Origin of the sequence: Ralstonia sp. Ralssp110, assembly GCF_047325135.1 — a bacterium.
Lineage (GTDB): Bacteria > Pseudomonadota > Gammaproteobacteria > Burkholderiales > Burkholderiaceae > Ralstonia > Ralstonia mojiangensis.
On sequence record NZ_CP168609.1, the window covers coordinates 1,780,086 to 1,800,062 of the forward strand.

Here is a 19,977-nt window from a genome sequence, read left to right on the forward strand (position 1 = left end):
TGCGCTCCACCATAACGGAGACAAACGATGAAAAAAACGAGCGCTTTGTGCGCCAGACGGACCGTGTTGAGCTTGCTGGCCACGGCCGGCGTGCTGCTGGCCACGGGCCTGACCACCGCGGCTCACGCGGCTGACAAGTCGTTCACCATGGGTTTTGCCCAGGTGGGTGCCGAGAGCGAATGGCGCACCGCCAATTCGGAGTCCATCAAATCGACGGCCAAGGCGCAGGGCGTGAACCTGAAGTTTTCCGACGCGCAGCAGAAGCAGGAAAACCAGATCAAGGCGATCCGCTCGTATATCGCGCAGAAGGTCGATGTGATTGCGTTCTCTCCGGTGGTGGAATCCGGCTGGGACACTGTGCTGCAGGAGGCCAAGGCCGCGAAGATCCCGGTCATCCTGACCGACCGCGGTATCGACAGCAAGGACACCTCGCTCTACACCACGTTCATCGGCTCGGACTTTGTCGAGGAAGGCCGCAAGGCGGGACGCTGGCTGCTTGAGAACGTCAAGCCCAAGGGCGGCGACGTGAACATCGTCGAGCTGCAAGGCACCGTCGGCTCCGCGCCTGCCATCGACCGCAAGCGCGGCTTTGAAGAAATCATCAAGGCCGATCCGCACTACAAGATCATCCGCTCGCAAACCGGCGACTTCACCCGCGCCAAGGGCAAGGAGGTGATGGAAGCCTTCCTCAAGGCCGAGGGCAAGAAGATCAACGTGCTGTTCGCGCACAACGACGACATGGCGATCGGTGCGATCCAGGCCATTGAAGAGGCCGGGCTCAAGCCGGGCAAGGACATCACCATCATCTCCATCGACGGCGTGAAGGGTGCGTTTGAAGCCATGATGGCCGGCAAGCTGAACGTCACGGTGGAATGCAGCCCGCTGCTCGGGCCGCAACTGATGGATACCGCGCGCGCCGTGCTGGCGGGCAAGACCGTGCCCAAGCGCATCGTCACCAAGGAAGGCATCTTCCCGATGGACGTGGCGGCCAAGGAGTTTCCGAACCGCAAGTACTGATCCTGCTGCACGGCCCGATCTTGGCACCCGGTTTGCCAAATTCGTACTCGCCGTATTTATGTACGGCTGCCGATTTGGACAACCCGTCCTGCCAACCTCGGGCCGCTCGCTACGGATCATGAACAGGTTCCGAGCGGGCCGGCAGGGCGACTTTGTTTCGCCATGCCGGCTGCGCCACGTTAACAGGTGACATCCATGTTGGATCACGTTGATCATGCCGCCGCCACAGATGCCCGTGGCGCGTTGCTTCACATGTGCGGCATTTCCAAGAACTTTCCCGGCGTGCAGGCGCTGGCCGCGGTCGATTTCCGCTTGTTTCCCGGTGAAGTGCATGCCTTGATGGGGCAGAACGGCGCCGGCAAGTCGACGCTTATCAAGGTGCTGACTGGCGTTGAGGCGCCCGATGCGGGCGAGATCGTGCTCGGCGGTCAGCCCATCGCGCCAAGCTCGCCGCTGGACGCGCAGAAGCTCGGCATCAGCACGGTGTATCAGGAGGTCAATCTCTGTCCGAACCTGACCGTGGCAGAGAACATCCACATCGGCCGCTTCCCCATGCGCATGGGCAGCATCGACTGGCGCGCCACCAACCGCGCCGCGCAGGCGCTGCTGGCCGATCTGAACATCCACATCGACGTGACGCTGCCGCTGTCGCTCTATCCGGTGGCCATTCAGCAGATGGTGGCAATTGCGCGTGCGCTATCCACCGAAGCCCGCATCCTGATCCTGGACGAGCCAACGTCCAGCCTGGACGACGACGAAGTGGCGCGCCTGTTTGCCGCCATTCGCACGCTCAAGGCGCGCGGCATGGCCGTGTTGTTCGTTACACATTTTCTGGAGCAGACCTACGCCATTGCCGACCGCATTACCGTGCTGCGCAACGGTCGGCTGGAGGGCGAATACGCCGCGCGCGATCTGCCGCAACTGCAATTGATCAACAAGATGGTCGGGCGCGACATTGATGCAAGCCGCTTCGAGCGCACCGAGGTGCCGGCGGTGGATGACTCCGCGCCAGCGTTCCTGAGCGCGCGTGGCATGGGCCGCCGTGGTGTCGTGCAGCCGCTCGATCTGGACGTCCGCCCCGGGCAGGTGCTGGGCCTGGGCGGGCTGCTGGGCTCGGGCCGCACCGAGACCGCGCGCCTGCTGTTTGGCGTGGATCGCAACGATGCGGGCTCGATCAACGTGCAGGGCCAGGCGCATCAGTTCAGTTCCCCACGTGACGCCATCCGTCAGGGCATCGGCTTCTGCCCGGAAGACCGCAAGACCGAGGGCATCATTGCCGAGCTGTCGATTCGCGAGAACATCATCCTCGCGCTGCAGGCCAAGCGTGGGCTGTTCCGCTATCTGCCCAAGAAGCGCCAGCGCGAGATTGCCGACCAGTACATCGCCCAGCTCGGCATCAAGACGCCCGACGCTGAAAAGCCCATCGGCCAGCTCTCGGGCGGCAACCAGCAGAAGGCCGTGCTCGCACGCTGGCTGGCGACCGACCCGGCCATGCTGATCCTGGACGAGCCCACGCGCGGCATCGACATTGCCGCCAAGCTCGACATCATGGACCTGGTGACCGCGCAGTGCCGCAAGGGTATGGCCATCCTTTTCATCTCCAGCGAGCTGCCGGAAGTGCTGCGTGTGAGCCACCGGCTGGCGATCCTGCGCGATCGCAAGAAGGTGGGCGAGCTTGCCGGCTCCGATGTGACCGAAGACAACCTGTGCCACGTGATTGCCGGCGGCGACGTGCCTGCCGGTCAGTCCAACACCCAGTCCAACACCACCGGAGGCGCCGCATGAACTCCGCCAACCTGCGAGCGCTCACCGGCCACAGATTGTTCTGGCCGTGCGTGACGCTACTCTTGCTGTGTCTGCTCAACGCGTGGTTCAACCCGCATTTCTTTCACCTCGACATCCGCGGTGGACACCTGTACGGCAGCCTGATCGACATCCTCAACCGTGCCGCGCCGCTGATGCTCATATCCCTGGGCATGACGCTGGTGATTGCCGTGGGCGGCATCGATATTTCAGTGGGCGCGGTGGTGGCCATCTCCGGCGCCATTGCGGCGTCGCTCATCGGCGGCACGCTGGTGGTACAGAACGGCTTGCCTGTCTACGTGACCAAGGTGCCGCTGCTGCTGGCGCTGCTGGCTGCCGTGGGCGTAGCGCTGGTATGCGGCCTGTGGAATGGCCTGCTGGTGGCGGGTGCAGGCATGCAGCCCATCATTGCCACGCTGATCCTGATGGTGGCCGGGCGCGGCGTGGCGCAACTCATTACCGGTGGCCAGATCATCACCGTCTACTACGAGCCGTTCTTCTTTGTGGGCAACGGCTATCTGTTCGGGCTGCCGTTCGGCCTGTACATCGCGGCCGCTGTGCTGGGCCTGTTGCTCCTGTTGATGCATCGCACGGCGCTGGGGCTGTTTATCGAGGCCGTCGGCATCAACCCGGTGGCCGCGCGGCTTGCGGGGCTGAACACCAAGGCGCTGCTGTTTGGCATCTATGGATTTTGCGGTGCCATGGCCGGCGTTGCGGGGCTCATCATCTGCTCCAACGTCAAGAGCGCGGACGGCAACAACGCCGGGCTGCTGCTGGAGCTTGACGCCATCCTGGCCGTCACGCTGGGCGGTACCTCGCTGGCGGGCGGCAAGTTCAGCCTGTGGGGCAGCGTGATAGGCGCGCTCATCATTCAGACGCTCACCTATGCGATCTACTCGATGGGCGTGCCGCCCGAGATCAACCTCGTGGTGAAAGCCGTGGTGGTGTTTGCCGTGTGCCTGGCGCAATCGGAAGCGTTTCGCGGCATGTTCTTTCAACGCCAAAGCCGTGCAGGGGCGCAGTCATGAGAGTCAATCCACGGCGCTTGCCGTTCTACGTCACGCTGTTCCTGTTTGCGCTGCTGTTCGGCTTTGGGTCTGTGACTTACACGGGCTTCTTCAGCGTGCAGGTGTTTCTCAATCTGCTGATCGACAACGCGTTTCTGATGGTCGTTGCCATTGGCATGACGTTCGTCATTCTGTCGGGCGGCATCGATCTGTCGGTGGGCGCGGTGGTGGCCCTTACCACCATGATCTCCGCCGCGCTGGTCGAACATCACGGCTGGTCGATTGGCGTGGTGGTGCCGCTGGTGCTCGCTGTCGGGTGCCTGTTCGGCTTGATGATGGGCGTGCTGATCCAGGTGTTCCGCATCCAGCCGTTCATCGTCACGCTGGGCGGCATGTTCCTCGCGCGGGGGCTGTGCTACCTCATCAGCATTGATTCGATCAGCATTACGGACCCGATCTACACCACGCTGTCGCAATACAAGATCCAGGTGGGCGGCGGCAACTACGTGTCGCCCAGCGTGGTGATTGCGCTGGTGGTGTTTGCTACCGCGGCGTGGCTTGCACATTGCAGCCGCTTCGGCCGCACGGTCTATGCGCTGGGCGGCAATGAACGCTCGGCTTTGCTGATGGGCTTGCCGGTGGCGCGCACGCGCATCCTCGTCTATGTGCTCAGCGGTTTCTGCTCGGCACTGGGCGGCGTGCTGGTCACGTTCTACATGCTCTCCGGCTACGGACTGCATGCCCAGGGCATGGAACTGGACGCCATTGCCGCCACCGTGGTCGGTGGCACCTTGCTCACAGGTGGCGTCGGGCTGATCAGCGGTAGCGTGGTGGGCGTGCTGTTGCTCGGCGTCATCCAGTCGTTGATCACCTTTGACGGCACGCTCAGCTCCTGGTGGGCGCGCATCGCCATTGGGGTGTTGCTGTGCGTGTTCTGCCTCATGCAGCGTTTCCTAGGGCGCGCGCAACGCGGGGTGTCCGTACCGCCGTCCAGCCCACACAAGCCCGTGCAGCGCCCGACTGAAACGGCCAAGGACACACCTGCTTCGGCCATCGTCATGCGTTCACACGCCATGCCGCCGTTCAACTAGGTGGGCACGCTCACGCGGCTTGAAGTCGGTCCGTCGCGCGTACGGACCGGCTCTCGGATGTCTCCCCTCACGCACCCGAATCGCCAAAGCACGCACTGATGCAGAGCGCAATGTGAGCGTTTTGACTCACGCACTTAAGGTATCTCGCGGCCTACCGATATGCAGATTCAGAACATCCAACATTCCGGAGCACGTGCCTCCGGATAAACAGGTCGGGGGAAATCATGCCGTCTATCGTGCATTCGGTGCGCTTCAAGTTGCTCGGGGCGTTTGGTCTGTGTCTGGCGCTGCTGCTGGCCACGGGTGTGTTTGGGGTGCGGGGCCTGATGCGCCTGAACGCCAACATTGGCGACGCATACACCAACAACACGCTGCCTATCGCGCAGCTTGCCGAGCTTCGGACGGCGCAACTGGATGTACGCCTGCAATTGCGCCGCGCTCAGGTCTTCAAGGACGACGCATCGCAGGTCGCAGCGGCCGTGCGCACCATGCGTGCGGATATGGACCAGATCAACGGCGCGTGGAAGCAGTACTACCCCGCCAGCGTGACGAGCGAACAGGAACGCGAGGTCGCCAGCAAGATCAACGACGCCCTGCCGCAATTCAACACCGCCACGAACGAAGCGATTGAAGCGTTGCAGGCAGGTCACCATGATGCTGCCTCGCAGGTCATCAACCACCACGCCCAATCCGGCCAGGCCGTGAGCGAACTGCTGGCAAAAGACATTGCCATCAATCTGGAACAGGCCAAGTTGGCCGTCGACGATAGCGAAGCAACTTATCACTCCATCTTCAGCATGGCTGTTGTGCTGGTGTGCGCTGGGTTTGCGGTGGGCGTGGGCATGTGCTGGTATCTGCTGCGTGCGATCTCTCGGCCGCTCAGCCGAGCGGTGGACGTTGCCAACCATATTGCCGGTGGGCGGTTGGAGAACAACATCGTGATCGACACGCAGGGCGAGTTTGGTGAGCTGCTGGCCGCACTGCGCACAATGGATCAGCAGTTGACCGACACGGTGCGCGGCATCAAGGTATCGGCCGAATCCGTGACGGTGGCGTCCAAGGAGATTGCAGCCGGCAACATTGATCTGTCTGCCCGCACGGAGCAGCAGGCCGCATCGCTTGAGGAAACCGCGTCGAGCATGACGCAGTTGACCGAGACCGTGAAGCAGAACGCCGAGAACGCCGCCCAGGCCGACAGCCTCGCCTCCAGCGCCAGCACCATCGCGCAGGCAGGCAACGAGGCCGTGCAGGCCATGGTCGGCACGATTGACCAGATCAGCACCAGCTCGGGCAAGATCTCCGAGATCACGGGGCTGATCGAGGGCATTGCCTTCCAGACCAACATCCTCGCGTTGAATGCCGCGGTGGAAGCCGCGCGCGCTGGCGAGCAGGGCAGGGGCTTTGCCGTTGTTGCCAGTGAGGTTCGCACGCTTGCGCAACGCTCCGCTTCTGCCGCCAAGGAGATCAAGGGGCTGATTGGCGACTCCGTTGCCGTGGTGCAGGCGGGCTCGCAACAGGCGGCTGCGGTGGGCGAGACCATGAGCGAAGTGAAGGATGCCATCCGCCGCGTATCGGAGATCGTGGCCGAGATTGCCGCCGCCTCTGCCGAGCAAAGCCGGGGCATCGAGCAGGTCAATCAGGCCGTCACGCAGATGGACGAAGTCACACAGCAGAACGCCGCGCTCGTCGAGCAGGCCGCAGCGGCAGCGCAATCGCTGGAAGAACAGGCGACGACGCTGCGGCGCGCCGTATCGGTATTCCGTCTGTCGGATGGCGCCAGCGGGCCTGCGTTTGCCTGAGCACCCGGCGACAAGCCTCTTAGGCGCTGCCCGCTACGGCACCGCCGGGCCTTGAAAAGGTTGTTTCGTGCAACTATATTGGTTGCGCGAAACAACTAATCGAGGCCGGTATGGACTTCATTGAAGCGCCCACGCAATCACGCGAGCAGACCATCCGCGAGCTGCGGGAGATTTCGCGCAAGCTCGTTCGCGAGCTTGGCTTCATGCGCAACACGCTGGCTGAGAGCGATCTGCCGCCCTCTGCAGTGCACGCGATCCTGGAGATTGCCGGCTCGCCGGGCATCCAGGCACGCGACCTGGCCGAACGCCTGCGGCTGGACAAATCGAGCACCAGCCGCCAGGTCACCCGGCTGGAATCCGCCGGCCTGGTCGAGCGCCGCACCTGTGCAGACGACGCCCGATCTTCCGAACTGCACCTCACCAAAGACGGCCAGCAATTGCGGCGCAAGATCGACGCCTTCGCTTCCGGCCAAGTCTCCAATGCGCTGCGACACCTGACGCCCGCAGACCAGCAACGGCTGGTTGCATCGCTGTCGCAATACGTCAGCGCGCTGGCCGACGACAACGACCACAAGCCCGCGCAAGCCCCCGCTGACGCGGGCCCCCAGATCGTGCAAGGCTACGTGCCCGGCTGCATTGGCGATATCGCCAGCCTGCATGGCCGGTTCTACGCGCAACATTGGGGGTTTGGCGTGTTCTTCGAGCGCCGCGTCGCCAAGGAACTGGCCGACTTTGCGCAATCCCTGCCCGACGCCAACAAGGCACTCTGGCTGTGTGTGGAGAACAACCGCTGCCTCGCATCGCTCGCCATTGACGGAAACTCGGACACGCGCGTTGCACACCTGCGCTGGTTCATCGTGGATGATTCACTGCGTGGCACCGGTATTGGCCGTAAGCTCATGTCGCAGGCCATGCGCTTTGTCGACGAGCGCTTTGACGAGACTTACCTCAACACCTTCAAGGGCCTGGATGCTGCCCGCCACCTGTACGAATCGTTCGGCTTTCAACTTACGCATGAAGAAGCCGGAACGCAGTGGGGCAGCACCGTAACCGAACAGCAATTCCGCCGCCGCAAACAGGGCTGACGTTGCGTCACCCCCGGCGCACAAGGAGACCGCACGTGACATCGCAACTCAATCTGGACGCCTACTTCAACCGCATCCAGTGGGGCGGCGGCACCCGCCCCAGCTACGACACGCTCGCGCAGTTGGTGCACGCGCACATGCGGCACATTCCGTTTGAGAACCTCGACGTGCTGCTCGGGCGCGGCATCCGGATCGACCTGGAAAGCCTGCAGAACAAGCTCGTTCACGCACGCCGCGGTGGCTACTGTTTTGAGCACGCCACCTTGTTTGCCGCCGTGCTGGAGCAGCTTGGCTTTCAGCCGACCCGTCACTCGTCGCGCGTGGTATTGCTCGCCCCGCGCACGGAGGCGCCGCGCACCCACATGTTTCTGACGGTGCCGTTGCCCGAAGGCACCTTCGTCGTCGACCCAGGTTTTGGCGCGCTCGCCCCGCGTGTGCCTGTGCCGCTGGACGGCACGCAGGCCAATATCGACGGCGAACTGCACTGGATGGCGCGCGATGAAGACCGCTGGATACTCCGCGCACAGGTGCGCAGCGACACGCCCGTCGACGCCTGGGTCACCACGATGGAGCAGGACTACCCGATCGATTTCGAAATGGCGAACCACTACACGAGCACGTATCCGGCGTCGCCGTTCATGAACCGCATCCTCATGCGGGCATTGACCGACGAAGGGCGCGTGACGGTGATGAATCGGGACGCCACGATCTGGCGCGGGAATACGCCGCACAGGTTTGAATTGGAAGACCGGAGGGCGTTGCGGGGGCTGTTGGCTGAGTACTTTGGGATTGACTTGCCGGAGGTGGAGGGGATGCCGGTGCCGGGGGTGAAGGCGTGGGCCTGAGAAAGCAGGTTTTGTAAGTCACCCACCGAGATTTCGTAGCCGTACCGGAGATTCGCGGGCAATCGTTAGGTAGTTTTCCGTAGGAACTTGCGAAGAATATCTGCGGTCTGTTCCGGAATTTCCTCCGGAAAAAAGTGGCCGCCATCGAGCGCATGACCTTCAACGTCACATGCAAAACCCCGCCAGATTTCTAGTGGCCCACCATCGTCCTGATACCACTTTTCTATTCCAGCGTTTTTACTCCAAACAGCGAGTAACGGGCAGGTCACCTTTTTATTTACTGAAATATCGGCAACATCATGTTCACGGTCTATAGTTGCCGCCGCTCTGTATTCTTCACAAATTGCATGAATGCGTGCGGGATCGCTTAAAGCATCAATATATGCATCTCGCACGTCTATCGAAAACGTGTCGCGTCTGGTTCCCCAACCGCTCAATGCATTATCAATAATCGCGTCTGGCGCTGCCGAAATCAGTCGCTCTGGGAGCGGCGCTGGCTGAGATAGTAGTGACCATGGCCAGAAGGCCAAGGCCAATTTCGCGTCAGCCCTGTCCCAGACAACCTCCGTCGGCAAGATATCGAGCACAGCAAGGCGGCGGACACAAGCCGGAAAATCCAACGCCATACGGTGTGCAACGCGAGCGCCTCGATCATGACCGATGACCGCGAAATGCTCATGGCCGAATCTGCGCATGAGTGCAACCATGTCTCTTGCCATTGCTCGTTTGCTATATGGCGCGTGGTCCGGGGCCGAATCAGGACAACTGCTCTTTCCATATCCGCGTAGGTCTGGACAGAACACTTCATGTTGATCAGAGAGCAGTGGCGCAACCGCCCTCCACATCAAATGTGTTTCAGGAAAGCCATGGAGAAAAAGTAGCGGTGGACCGGATCCGAATCGCTTGAGAAATATCTCCGCTTCGCCTGTATTGACAGTGATGCCTGGGACGCTATCGAACATCGGGTGCCTCGTAGAGAACGATGAACGATTCATTATGGACTAATCGGTTCTTTGCCTGATGTGCAGCGCGAACCGCTTATGACAGGATTGAAGTCGCCAATGCAACTGCTCTACCTTGTCTCACTCAAAAAAAAGATAAAGAGCGAATTGGATGGAAAAGACGGCGCTCTACCAATCAGGTGTGTGCTGGCTATGTTGAATGCGCTTGATGATGCGTCGGCCGCAAGCGCCCCCGCCCGTCGCGGGTTCGCTTTTACTGCTGTTTTTCTTATTTCAGCTTGTTCGCACGTGCCAGCACGTGCAGGACTTCCCACCGGTACAGGTCCACTGTCACACCATCCAGCGACGTCAGCATGAAAGCGCCAATCGCATCGAGAAACCCTGCCTGGTATTCAACGGCCTTGTCCTTGACCTGAAGCTGGTATTCCAAGCGCAAAGTCTTGGGGCTGAACTGCCGCTGCACCTTCATGTCCATTTGGGCGCGCCGCAGATAATCCCGCGCGCTCAGGGCGCCTTGTGCATACAGGAGATTGTCTTCAAGACTCATCGGGCACCTCCTGACGGAGGACGCTGCGCGATGCAGGTGAAGTGACAGTTTGCGGGGCGATACCCGTGTGGGATGGGTACAGCTTGGGTCGGTTGATCCATTGTCTTGCCTCTGGTTGAGTGAGGAGCCACCCACCGGTGAGGGTGGGCGGGCACACGACAAGGTCTGCAATACCGATCAAGACAAACCAAAAAAATCGGCAGGGCCGAAGCCCTCCCTGCCGGGCCCGCCCATATAGGCGAACGACGGCACGCAAGGGCCTAACGGCACTCGCGGATTTGTCTTGAATTCGGGATTGCAGTCCCGGCTGCGCTTGGTTTGCGCGAGCGGGGGTGAGTTTATGGGCGGCGAGCCGCGGCGGCAAGTTGCGGTTTGTCTCAGGGCCAAATCAGAGCGCATTCACGGGGTCCAGAACGCCGCACGCCGAGTTCCAGACTCGGGGTGCCGAGTTCCGAACCGCAAACGCCGAGTAAAAAGCCCCACATGCCGGGCTCCGAGCCTCAACGTTGGAGTCCAGAACCCCAATCGCCGAGGTCAGACCCTCGACCGTGCTCAAAAAAGCAGCATGTGTTGCTGAAAAAAGCAGCAAGCGCGAGGCAAAAAGAGTCGTGCGCCGAGTTCAGAGCCTCACGCGTGGGGTTCGGAGCGCCATGCGTCGAGGTAAAAGGTCCGACCCATTGCTGCAAAAAGCGGCACGCGCGAAGCAAAAAGCCCCACGGTTGGGGCTTGGAGGGCGGCTAGCGGGGGTTGAGGGGCGGCAGTCGGGGGTTTAAGCCTCAAGGCGAAAAAAAAGGCGTGCCGTCTGGCACGCCCATCGTGATCGATCCGCCGGGTTCCGCAGGCCGTTTTGGCAGCGTGCGGACCGGCCGGATTGCGCGTTGCCTTTGCGCTTAGTTGTACGTGTACACCATGCTCTTGAGGCTGTTGTCGAGCATGCGGTAGTTGAACAGCACAGAGCGGGTGCCCGAGCTGGTCAGCGCCGGCACCTGCTGCGAGGGCAGGTTGATGACCGCCGACGTTGCGCCCCTTGCCACGTTGGTTGACGCGCTGTAAGTGCCCTTCAGATCCACCGTGACAGCAGCACTGCCGATCTGCTGGGCCGACGGGTTCTGCGCCCAATCGACCACCATCGAAGACAGCACGCCGTTGGTGGCGCTGTTGGACGGGTTCAGATCCGCCAGCGTCTGGCTGCCTGCGGTATTCCACGGCAGGTTCACGGCCTGGGTGGCTTGCACCAGATCCGTCAGCAGCGTCTTGTGATAAACGCGGTCGGGCGTGGTTTGCGAGCCGTAGAACAGTTCGACCTGATACCGCGCGTTCTTCACGACAGGGTTCGGATCAAGGCTGTCCGACGCCTGCGCCCAGACCGGATTGCTGAAGTCGCTACGCGGTGCCGCCAGCGTGGTCGCTGCGGAGCCAGTCAGGCCGACCGTGCGCGCGAACCAGAAGTTCGGGCAGTTGTAGGTGGCCGTACCGCCGTTGCTGCAACGGGTGGTGGCCGGAACCGTACCGAACTTGTTGCTCACATCCATGTACACCTGGGTCGGCTCGTTGCTGTCGCCCGTGGGGGCGATGTAGACGAGACCGCTGGTGGGCAGGCCCGGCCCCGTAATACGCGCAAAGCTCAGGCTGCCGTTGTTGTTGACGCTGCCCGGGCCCTTGGCGTTGATCCAGAACTGGATGCCCGTCTGGAAGTGGTTGTAGCTGTTGCTATTGGCGCTGGTGCCCGCAAAGTTCGGGTTGACCTGCTCGACCCGGCGAACCTGCAGACGGTCGCTGACTTCCACCGGTTGCTGATTGCCCACGACCCACCAGTTGGACGGGTGCGCAGCCGAGGTGCCCGACGCGACGTAGCGCGCCAGCACAATGATGTTGCCGGGGTTGCCGCTGGCGTCCAGGTACTTGGTGTTCAGGATGGCCGTGTCGTATGTGGGGGACGACGGCGAGCCTGCCGGATAGAACGCCATGACTTCCGGCACGCTGAACTTGGCGCCGGTCATGCTGTCGCTCATCAGGTAGCCGAAGAATAGCTGTCCGAACGCGTAGCCGTTGTGCAGGAAGGCGATGCCGCCGGCGTTGCTCGTGTCTGATGCAATGTTCTGGCAGGCCGGTGCCAGCGCCGTCACCTTCGGGCCGCCTTGCGAAGCGGGCGGCGTGAAGTCTGTGCCCAGCACGCGCTGCGCGGCGGGCAGCGCAAAGCAGGCGGTCAGCGCATTTGCCAGGGCTTGCGCGCCCTGCGGCAGGCTCGAAACGTTCGGGGCGGGCGCCGGCAGCGACGAGCCGCCGCTGGTGGCGGTGGCCAGCGGCACGGGCGTGCCGTCCACCGTACCCAGTCGCAGTTGGCCGGTGGCCGGGTCCTTCGATACCGTCACTACATCAAGAATCTGGTCGGCCGTATTGCCGACGCCAGAAGCCGTCGCTGCGGAAATGCTGGTGGCAAACGGGTCATAGTTGGCCGGCGCACCGATGGCGCTCAGCACCGACGACAGTTGCGCCACGACATTCGCGGTAACGGCCTTGAGGGCGTTCGCATCCACCGTCTTCGCATTGACCAGCGTGAGCGGATTTCCGTCCGGCGCCAGTTGCGCCAGGATGGCGGTCGTCAGCGGGGTGGCATTGAGCGTGAGCGGCGTGCCGGCCGGCGGGGTGGTCGTGGTCACACTGACCAGCGGCGCGGTGTTGCCGGTCGGGTCGGTCACGACCACGAAGAATGGCGCCGTCTCGCCAGATTTGAGCGTGCAGGTGTACGTGCCCAGAGCGCTGGTGGTGATGGCGGTTTCAACGCACGGCGAATTCCCCGTGCTGTCGGTCACGACAACGTTAGCGTTGGCAAGCGCGCTACCGGTGGCAGCGGTACCGGTCAGGGTCGCGGCTGCGGGCGTGGCGGTGCTTGTGCTGCCCGATGTGGAGCCATCCGAGCCTCCGCCGCAACCGGCAACCAGGGTGACTGCGGCCAATGCAATGCACGTCGCAGCGGAACTCATTTGCCAGATACTCTTGGCGTACCTTGCTTTCATCAAAAACCCCCCTGTTTTGTTTTTTCAAGACGTTGCGCAAATAACCGCTCTCGATAAAAAGAAGCGTTATGCAGCAACCTCTGTATGCGCGCGGGCGAATGCACTGGCGCAAGCGGATGCTAAGAAAAAACCTGGGGGGAATCTATCCCTACATCGTGGGATAACCGTTTGGTTAGGTGGCAATTTCGCTTATTTCATATGCGTGAAACAAGCAGCTTTCATGGCCCGGCTGTCTTAACTTCGAACCTCGTCAAATCGTCCGCCAACAAGTTGTTCATGGGGGCTGCCGCACCAGTTAATGGCGAATCAGGCTTACCGGGAATATTTGTGAAAAGCGGGCGTTTGTCTACGGTGCGGAACGTCGCTTATTTAGGCGAGAGCCCGAGCGCCTTGACGAAGCGGTCGACATGAACAGACCAGAGCTTGCCCCCGTAGTACATCAGAAGGTGGCCGTCGCGCCCTGGCAATTCGGCAGCATGGATGAATTCTGCTGGGCTTCCTCCGGCGGCGAAGGCGCGGTACCACTCATTGGGAGCGTCAGGGCCCCAGTACTGATCGTTCTTGGCGTAAAGCCACAAGCCGGGGATCTTTGCGGTCTTGCCGAGTTCGCCTATGACTTCGCGTAGTTGTTCTTGGTCGCAACTATGACCAGGCGCGTGATCGGGCCAACCAGCAGCGCCCCCCGCAAAGTTGATGTACCCGATAACGCCTGGCGGTTGGGCCGCTACGGCGGCGATCGTGGCAAAACCGCCCACGGACTGACCCTCCAGAATAATCCGGTCTTTATCCACCCAAGGTTGCGCACGCGTCCATGCCAATGCTGTCAGGGTGATGTCTCGCGTGACCTTCACCAAGTGAGGGAAGTCTGGCTTGCTGGTGCAAACGCCCGTGGCATTGATGAAGGCTCCGGAGGCTTCCTGGTCTGCGCCTCCAGTCGCGCCATACCCGACACGAATCGGAGCAACGACGGCGATGCCCTTGGCCAGCCAATATCGCACGTGCCCTTTCGGGATCGGGTATTTCAAATTGGCGCGATCTAGACGGTCTGCCGCGCGGCCATGAGAGAAGATCAATGTCGGGAATGGACCGTTACCCGCGGGTTTGTAGACTTCGGCGCGCATATCGATGTCACCGCCAAAAGTACCGGCACCGGGAACCGTAATGGAGACGATCTCCGGTTCAACGGAACCCGAGATCGATGCCGTGGTTTGTGCGAGGGCTTCGGCTGCTTCAGCGGGAATACTGCAGAACAAGCCATGCCCAATCAGTGTGGCTAACAAACCAGCGACCAGAAGGATCTTGCTCACAATGGGCGGTTTGCCTGCTTCGCTCTTCAGCGAGCCAACCAAAAGGCGATTGGGCAGTTGCTTCTTCGATACGTGGGTAATTGGTATGGATGCGGCGGAATATCGATCGGCGCAATGGGCCTTGCAGAGGTGCTTATACATAGCAGAAGGAACGGGCTGTGTGGGCGGCCATATTTTCTCCGCTCGCGTGAAGGAACGCTCTCCATCTTCTTGCCTACCCCGGCCGCACTCGCGTTGTGCCAACAGGGCCCATCGATACAATTGCGTTAATCCCCCTCCGGCTCGCGACCGTTTTGCGTGGCGCTGCGAAGCTCTCGAATTCGCTCCGCCTGCCATGCCGCCAACACAGTGCTCGCTTCGGCTTCCTCTTCATTGGTCGCCTTTCGGGTTTTATACGGCGACGAACTGGCAACCAAAATCGGCGCGGAATTATGTATGTCCTGAGCCAGCCAGTTCAGGTAATCCCGCCCCGCATCGCGATACCGTTGAACTTCCGCCGTGGTCAGCCGAATCATGAAGCTGTAGCCGACCGCCCCATGGTTGCAATTGGCATCGAGATACAGCTCGCCATCCGCCTCAAATAGAAACCAGCTTTGCGGTTCGTGGTCCAGCACGTGCATCAATGCCTCCGAGCGCGTATTTGATTGTGTGAGTGGTTGGCTACCGATTGCTCGACATGCCATGGTGCATGTGCAGGCTTCGCGTTTGCGATTGCGTTTTCGCATGATTGTGCTGGACGCTGCAATGGGCCGCCTAGCATGCAAGCGTTCTTGCCCCATTTCTGCCCGCCATGCCGATTCCATCGAAGATCAGCGGACCGAGCGTCCAGACACACATCAGCAGTAACGACGCGCCAGGTTCGTCGCCGGTCAAGCCGTCGCAGCCTCAGGTGCCTCAGCGCGCGGCACGTACGTCGCAAGGGGAGCTTGGGGCGTTGTCTGCGCGCGGCACGAAGCGCCCACGCGAGTCGAGCGGTGACGATGCCGCTGCACAGCCCCAAGCCAAGCAACGCCGCGCGGATCTGCCCCGCTCGGAACTGCCTCGCGCACACGGTGACGCAGACTCGCGCATGGAACGCATCATGCAGATGCAGGCCGAGACCATGATCCGCAGTGCGGAGCTGCAGAACGTGCTGAACCGCGCCAACGCGCAGGCCAAGCTGATGGAAGAGGGCGCCAAGGCTGCTAAGGATCTGATCAATTAGCGCCAACACGTATTGGGCAGGCTCCGCCGCCATCGCCGACGTTCTGGAAGCCTATCTAAATGCGGTGTTCGGCTTCCAGAGAGTTGTCGATGCGCGTTTCGCGAGGGCGGAGCGCCTCCCAAGTATGTCAATCCAGCCAGCCACGAATCGTAGACGCCATGACGTTCGTGGAAATCCCATAGCGATCGTGCAGGGTGGGGAGTGCGCCGGCATCGAGAAATGCGTCCGGCAGCCCGACTTGGCGGAATGGCACGCTCACCCCGGCGCGCATCAGGGTGCCGGCAACCGCCTCGCCCAAGCCGCCGATCACGGTGTGATTCTCTGCCACCACCACGAGCCGACCCGAGCGTCGTGCCTCACGCAGGATCGTCTCGGTGTCGAGCGGCTTGATCGTCGGCACGTGCAGCACGCCCACGCCAATGCCGTCGCCCTCCAGCGCCTTGGCCACTTCCAGCGCGCGCATGGTCATGATGCCGGACGAAATGACCAGCACTTCGGCGCCGTCGCGCAGCAGCTTGGCCTTGCCCAGCTCGAACTGATAGCCGTATTCGTCAAGCACCGCCGGCACGTTGCCGCGCAGCAGGCGCGCATAGACGGGGCCGGCATGGGCTGCGATGGCTGGCACCATCTGTTCGATCTCCAGTGCGTCGCATGGGTCGATGACTGTCATGTTGGGCATGGCGCGCATCAGCGCCAGGTCTTCGGCGGCCTGGTGGCTCGGCCCGTAGCCGGTGGTCAGGCCGGGCAACGCGCAGACGATTTTCACATCTAGGTTGTCTTCGGCAATCGTCTGGTGCATGAAGTCGTAGGCACGACGGGTGGCGAAGACAGCGTAGGTCGTCACAAACGGCTGGGCGCCTTCGTTGGCCAGCCCGGCGGCAGCGCCCATGAGCAATTGCTCGGCCATGCCCATCTGGTAATAGCGATCGGGAAACTCTTTGGCAAAGATGTGCAGATCGGTGTACTTGCCCAGGTCTGCCGTCATGCCGACGACGTTCGGCTTCACGCGTGCCAGCTCGGCCAGCGCGTGGCCGAACGGCGCCGGGCGTGTTGCCTGGCCCTCGCCCGCAATGGAGGCGATCATCGCCGAGGTCTTCAGCTTGGGCTTGTTGATGACGGTGCTGCTCATGCGGTCCTCCCGGCTTCCAGTGCTTGCAGCGCGAGCTGCCATTCGTGCGCGTCAACGCGGATGAAGTGATTCTTTTCGCGCTGCTCCAGGAACGGAACACCGCAACCCATGCGGGTATCGCAGATGATCATGCGTGGCTGCGCACCCTTGTGCGCGCGCGCTGCGTCAAACGCGGCCTTCACCGCGTCGATGTCGTTGCCATCCACGCGTTGGGTGAACCAGCCGAACGCTTCGAGCTTGGGCAGCAGGGGCTCGAACGCCATGATCTGCGTCGACGGGCCGTCGGCCTGCTGATTGTTCACGTCCACCACGGCGATGAGGTTGTCCAGCTTCCAGTGCGCGGCCGACAGTAGGCCCTCCCACACGGCGCCTTCATCCAGCTCGCCATCTGAGAACAGCGTGTAGACGAACGCGTCGGAGCCCTTGCGTTTGAGGCCCAAACAGCGGCCGACGGCAATCGTGAGCCCCTGGCCGAGTGAGCCGCCGGACATCTCCATGCCAGGCGTGTAGCTGGCCATGCCGGACATTGGCAGGCGGCTGTCGTCGCTGCCGTACGTCTCGAGTTCCTCGGCGGGCAGGATGCCGGCTTCGAGCAGGGCGGCGTACAGCGCGATCGCATAGTGGCCGTTGGAGAGCAGGAAGCGGTCGCGGCCTTCCCAGTCGGGGTCTTCGGGCCGATAGCGCATGGCGCCGAAGTAGGCGACGGCCAGCACGTCGGCAATGTCGAGCGCTTGCCCGATATAGCCCTGGCCCTGCACTTCGCCCATCAGCAGGGCGTTGCGGCGGATCCGGTAAGCGCGCTCGGCCAGAGGTAGAGCGTCGGTTGGGGGCAATGATGTGGAAGTCATGATGGTTCCTGTGATGAAGCGGGAAGCACGGGGGCGGAAACAGTCACCGCCTCAACGGTTGACGGTCTTTGCGGGCACGAAGAACACCAGCACGGCGCCAAGCACGATGGCTGAGGAGATGAAGATCAGGCCAGCCGTTGATTTACCCGTCAGGTCGTTGAGCCACCCGACGATGGCCGGTGAGAAGAACCCTGCAAGGTTGGCGAAGCAGTTGACCGCAGCAATGCCCGCGGCGGCCGACATGCCGCCCAGCATGGCGGTGGGCAACGACCAGAACTGCGATGACGAAGACAGGATCCCGGCGGCAGCAATGCTCAGGCACACCAGCGCAGCGCCAACGTTGCCAATCAGCGGCAGGGCAGCGAACCCGGCGGCAGCAACCAACATCGGCACGGCAAGGTGCAGACGGCGCTCGCGGCGGCGGTCTGCGCTCATGCCAATCAACGGCAGCGCGACGATGGCGCAGATATACGGCACGGCTGTGAGCACGCCCACCCACAGTGGATCAGCCACGCCAGCCTTGCGGATCAGGGTCGGCAGCCAGAACGTCAGCCCGTATTGGCCAAGCACCACGCAGAAGTAGATGGCGGCCAGCAGCCACAGGCGGCGGTCTGCGACGAAGGCGCCCACTGAACCGTGTGCGGTCTTCTGTGCGTTGTCTCCGGCGACGTTGCGCTCAAGCAGCGCCTTTTCTGCGTCGGTCAGCCACTTGGCCTGGGCGATGCCGTTGTCCAGATAGAACAGGATGGCCACGCCAAGCAGCAGCGACGGCAGAGCTTCGATCAGGAACAGCCACTTCCAGCCGGACAGCCCTGCCACATCGTGAAAGGTGTGCAGGATGTAGCCCGACAGTGGCCCCCCGACGATGCCCGCAAGCGGAATCGCCATGAAGAAAATCGACAATGCCTTGGCCCGGCGCTGCGACGGAAACCAGTACGTCATGTACAGGATGACGCCCGGCGCGAAGCCGGCTTCGGCCACCCCGAGCAGGAAGCGCAGCACGTAGAACGACGTCGGTGTGTTCACGAAGGCAAAAGCTGCAGAGATGACTGCCCACGTCAACATGATGCGTGCGAGCCAGTTGCGCGCGCCGACCTTGTGCAGGATCACATTGCTCGGCACCTCAAACAGGAAGTAGCCAAGAAAGAAGATGCCGGCACCCAGGCCGTACACCGTCTCGCTGAAACGCAGGTCGTTGAGCATCTGCAGCTTGGCGAACCCCACGTTGACGCGATCCAGGTAAGCACCCAGATAGCAGATCATCAGGAATGGAATGAGCCGGCGCGCGACCTTGGCATACGTGCGGGCTTCAAACGTGGCGGCATCGGCGTGCGCCATCTCGTCGCCCGGCAGGGGCGATGCAAACTTCGTCGTCATGGTGTCTCCTACCATGTGCCCCGGGTGGGCCCGGGTGCATGTGTCTTGAAGAAGTCCACGGCCGGTGTGCGTGCCGTGGCGGTGTAGGTTGGATCGTTCAGTGAATCAACATGCCGCCGTTCACGTCGAGCGTGATGCCGGTCAGGTAGGCAGACAGATCGCTCACCAGGAACAGGCACGCGTTGGCAACGTCGGCCGCATCGCCGAGCCGGCCAAGCGGGATGCCCTTGATGATCTCGGCGCGCATGTCGGGCGTGAGCTTGTCGCCGGTGATGTCGGTCTGGATGAGCCCTGGCGTGATGGAGTTGACGCGGACATTGTCGCCACCGAATTCGCGGGCCATGGCCTTGGCAAGGCCAAGCACGCCTGCCTTGGCAGCGCTGTAGTGGGGCCCGCCGAAGATGCCGCCGCCGCGCTGCGCAGATACCGACGACATGCAGACAATGCTGCCGCGCTTGCGCGCTTTCATATGCGGCAGGACGGCTTGCGACATGTACAGCGTGCCGCGCAGGTTGACGTCGACCACCGCATCGAAATTGCCCGCCTGGATGTCGAGCGTACGCAGTGGCTGGGTGATGCCTGCGTTGTTGATGAGACCGTCAATGCGGTCGTACTTGGCCAGCGTGGCCTGCGCAGCCGCATCGCACGCAGCCCGATCAGTCACATCACAGGCCAGGCCCAGATGGCCTTCACCGAGTTCGCGCGCCGCCTGTTCGGCCTCTTCGAGCCGCAAGTCGAGTACGACCACATGGGCGCCGTGTGCTGCAAGTGCCTTTGCCGTGGCCCGGCCAATACCGCGCGGCGATGCGGCACCCGTGACGATTACCACCTTGTTCTCAAGCAACATCGTTGTCTCCTGACTGTTGGAATCTTGTTGGCTGCAGTGTTGTGCCAGCAGACGATTCGATCAACGCAGTTGGATTCAACTATGGCTGAGAA

17 protein-coding genes are annotated in these 19,977 nt (G+C 62.1%); 8 read left to right on the forward strand and 9 right to left on the reverse strand.

Translation table 11 applies throughout. From position 1 onward, the window contains the following. Nucleotides 1-27: 27 nt before the first annotated feature. The 7 genes from ACEN9T_RS08515 to ACEN9T_RS08545 all read left to right on the forward strand — a co-directional run bounded on the left by ACEN9T_RS08515 (nt 28) and on the right by ACEN9T_RS08545 (nt 8,647). Nucleotides 28-1,017 carry an ABC transporter substrate-binding protein gene (locus ACEN9T_RS08515; RefSeq protein WP_413706102.1) on the forward strand — a complete coding sequence of 330 codons (990 nt, stop codon included), beginning with the start codon at nt 28-30 and terminating at the stop codon, nt 1,015-1,017. A 195-nt stretch (nt 1,018-1,212) separates the two neighbouring features. Beyond that, nucleotides 1,213-2,802: a sugar ABC transporter ATP-binding protein gene (locus ACEN9T_RS08520; protein ID WP_413706103.1), complete on the forward strand. Its 1,590-nt coding sequence runs from the start codon at nt 1,213-1,215 to the stop codon at nt 2,800-2,802. After that, nucleotides 2,799-3,848, forward strand: a complete 1,050-nt coding sequence (locus tag ACEN9T_RS08525; RefSeq protein WP_092972133.1) for an ABC transporter permease — start codon at nt 2,799-2,801, stop codon at nt 3,846-3,848. Before ACEN9T_RS08520 ends, ACEN9T_RS08525 begins: the two co-directional genes overlap by 4 nt. Continuing rightward, complete coding sequence (gene yjfF / locus ACEN9T_RS08530) at nt 3,845-4,918, forward strand: galactofuranose ABC transporter, permease protein YjfF (RefSeq protein ID WP_413706104.1); 1,074 nt, start codon at nt 3,845-3,847, stop codon at nt 4,916-4,918. Before ACEN9T_RS08525 ends, yjfF begins: the two co-directional genes overlap by 4 nt. Before the next feature lie 224 nt (nt 4,919-5,142). After that, the gene (locus ACEN9T_RS08535) at nt 5,143-6,717 is read left to right on the forward strand and encodes a methyl-accepting chemotaxis protein (protein ID WP_413706105.1); all 1,575 of its coding nucleotides are present in this window, start codon (nt 5,143-5,145) and stop codon (nt 6,715-6,717) included. Nucleotides 6,718-6,827: 110 nt separating this feature from the next. Next, entirely contained in the window at nt 6,828-7,802 is a 975-nt protein-coding gene (locus tag ACEN9T_RS08540; RefSeq protein WP_092972130.1) for a helix-turn-helix domain-containing GNAT family N-acetyltransferase, read from the forward strand. Nucleotides 7,803-7,837: 35 nt separating this feature from the next. Next, entirely contained in the window at nt 7,838-8,647 is an 810-nt protein-coding gene (locus ACEN9T_RS08545) for an arylamine N-acetyltransferase family protein (protein WP_413706106.1), read from the forward strand. A gap of 65 nt (nt 8,648-8,712) precedes the next feature. Here ACEN9T_RS08545 and ACEN9T_RS08550 read toward each other — a convergent pair whose 3' ends face one another. The 5 genes from ACEN9T_RS08550 to ACEN9T_RS08570 form a co-directional block, all read right to left on the reverse strand. Then, nucleotides 8,713-9,609, reverse strand: coding sequence for an alpha/beta fold hydrolase (locus ACEN9T_RS08550; RefSeq protein ID WP_413706107.1), 897 nt, complete (start codon nt 9,607-9,609; stop codon nt 8,713-8,715). A 268-nt stretch (nt 9,610-9,877) separates the two neighbouring features. Then, nucleotides 9,878-10,156 (reverse strand): hypothetical protein, encoded by a 279-nt coding sequence (locus tag ACEN9T_RS08555; RefSeq protein WP_024978465.1) that lies wholly within the window; start codon nt 10,154-10,156, stop codon nt 9,878-9,880. Nucleotides 10,157-11,046: 890 nt separating this feature from the next. Further along, nucleotides 11,047-13,140, reverse strand: coding sequence for a hypothetical protein (locus tag ACEN9T_RS08560; protein ID WP_413706108.1), 2,094 nt, complete (start codon nt 13,138-13,140; stop codon nt 11,047-11,049). Nucleotides 13,141-13,538: 398 nt separating this feature from the next. After that, entirely contained in the window at nt 13,539-14,621 is a 1,083-nt protein-coding gene (locus ACEN9T_RS08565) for a dienelactone hydrolase family protein (protein ID WP_413706109.1), read from the reverse strand. A gap of 125 nt (nt 14,622-14,746) precedes the next feature. Beyond that, nucleotides 14,747-15,100, reverse strand: coding sequence for a hypothetical protein (locus tag ACEN9T_RS08570; RefSeq protein ID WP_413706110.1), 354 nt, complete (start codon nt 15,098-15,100; stop codon nt 14,747-14,749). 170 nt (nt 15,101-15,270) lie between these two features. Here ACEN9T_RS08570 and ACEN9T_RS08575 point away from each other — a divergent pair, with 170 nt between their 5' ends. Next, a complete protein-coding gene (locus ACEN9T_RS08575) occupies nt 15,271-15,684 on the forward strand; it encodes a hypothetical protein (RefSeq protein WP_413706111.1) in 414 nt (137 codons plus the stop codon). A 127-nt stretch (nt 15,685-15,811) separates the two neighbouring features. On the opposite strand, the gene ACEN9T_RS08580 is transcribed toward ACEN9T_RS08575, so the two are convergent. The 4 genes from ACEN9T_RS08580 to ACEN9T_RS08595 form a co-directional block, all read right to left on the reverse strand. After that, nucleotides 15,812-16,813, reverse strand: a complete 1,002-nt coding sequence (locus tag ACEN9T_RS08580; protein WP_092972124.1) for a transketolase family protein — start codon at nt 16,811-16,813, stop codon at nt 15,812-15,814. Then, nucleotides 16,810-17,661 carry a transketolase gene (locus ACEN9T_RS08585; RefSeq protein WP_045201864.1) on the reverse strand — a complete coding sequence of 284 codons (852 nt, stop codon included), beginning with the start codon at nt 17,659-17,661 and terminating at the stop codon, nt 16,810-16,812. Before ACEN9T_RS08585 ends, ACEN9T_RS08580 begins: the two co-directional genes overlap by 4 nt. A gap of 51 nt (nt 17,662-17,712) precedes the next feature. Further along, nucleotides 17,713-19,038: an MFS transporter gene (locus ACEN9T_RS08590; RefSeq protein WP_413706112.1), complete on the reverse strand. Its 1,326-nt coding sequence runs from the start codon at nt 19,036-19,038 to the stop codon at nt 17,713-17,715. 97 nt (nt 19,039-19,135) lie between these two features. After that, nucleotides 19,136-19,885, reverse strand: a complete 750-nt coding sequence (locus ACEN9T_RS08595) for an SDR family NAD(P)-dependent oxidoreductase (RefSeq protein WP_092972122.1) — start codon at nt 19,883-19,885, stop codon at nt 19,136-19,138. Nucleotides 19,886-19,977: the final 92 nt, after the last annotated feature.

What these genes read in the sequence shown, in the direction of transcription:
- ACEN9T_RS08595 (WP_092972122.1), bottom strand. Translation starts at nt 19,885, where the DNA reads ATGTTGCTTGAGAACAAGGTGGTAATCGTCACGGGTGCCGCATCGCCG.
- ACEN9T_RS08590 (WP_413706112.1), bottom strand. Translation starts at nt 19,038, where the DNA reads ATGACGACGAAGTTTGCATCGCCCCTGCCGGGCGACGAGATGGCGCAC.
- ACEN9T_RS08555 (WP_024978465.1), bottom strand. Translation starts at nt 10,156, where the DNA reads ATGAGTCTTGAAGACAATCTCCTGTATGCACAAGGCGCCCTGAGCGCG.
- ACEN9T_RS08570 (WP_413706110.1), bottom strand. Translation starts at nt 15,100, where the DNA reads ATGCACGTGCTGGACCACGAACCGCAAAGCTGGTTTCTATTTGAGGCG.
- ACEN9T_RS08580 (WP_092972124.1), bottom strand. Translation starts at nt 16,813, where the DNA reads ATGAGCAGCACCGTCATCAACAAGCCCAAGCTGAAGACCTCGGCGATG.
- ACEN9T_RS08585 (WP_045201864.1), bottom strand. Translation starts at nt 17,661, where the DNA reads ATGACTTCCACATCATTGCCCCCAACCGACGCTCTACCTCTGGCCGAG.
- ACEN9T_RS08575 (WP_413706111.1), top strand. Translation starts at nt 15,271, where the DNA reads ATGCCGATTCCATCGAAGATCAGCGGACCGAGCGTCCAGACACACATC.
- ACEN9T_RS08525 (WP_092972133.1), top strand. Translation starts at nt 2,799, where the DNA reads ATGAACTCCGCCAACCTGCGAGCGCTCACCGGCCACAGATTGTTCTGG.
- ACEN9T_RS08535 (WP_413706105.1), top strand. Translation starts at nt 5,143, where the DNA reads ATGCCGTCTATCGTGCATTCGGTGCGCTTCAAGTTGCTCGGGGCGTTT.
- ACEN9T_RS08560 (WP_413706108.1), bottom strand. Translation starts at nt 13,140, where the DNA reads ATGAGTTCCGCTGCGACGTGCATTGCATTGGCCGCAGTCACCCTGGTT.
- yjfF (WP_413706104.1), top strand. Translation starts at nt 3,845, where the DNA reads ATGAGAGTCAATCCACGGCGCTTGCCGTTCTACGTCACGCTGTTCCTG.
- ACEN9T_RS08520 (WP_413706103.1), top strand. Translation starts at nt 1,213, where the DNA reads ATGTTGGATCACGTTGATCATGCCGCCGCCACAGATGCCCGTGGCGCG.
- ACEN9T_RS08550 (WP_413706107.1), bottom strand. Translation starts at nt 9,609, where the DNA reads ATGTTCGATAGCGTCCCAGGCATCACTGTCAATACAGGCGAAGCGGAG.
- ACEN9T_RS08565 (WP_413706109.1), bottom strand. Translation starts at nt 14,621, where the DNA reads ATGTATAAGCACCTCTGCAAGGCCCATTGCGCCGATCGATATTCCGCC.
- ACEN9T_RS08540 (WP_092972130.1), top strand. Translation starts at nt 6,828, where the DNA reads ATGGACTTCATTGAAGCGCCCACGCAATCACGCGAGCAGACCATCCGC.
- ACEN9T_RS08515 (WP_413706102.1), top strand. Translation starts at nt 28, where the DNA reads ATGAAAAAAACGAGCGCTTTGTGCGCCAGACGGACCGTGTTGAGCTTG.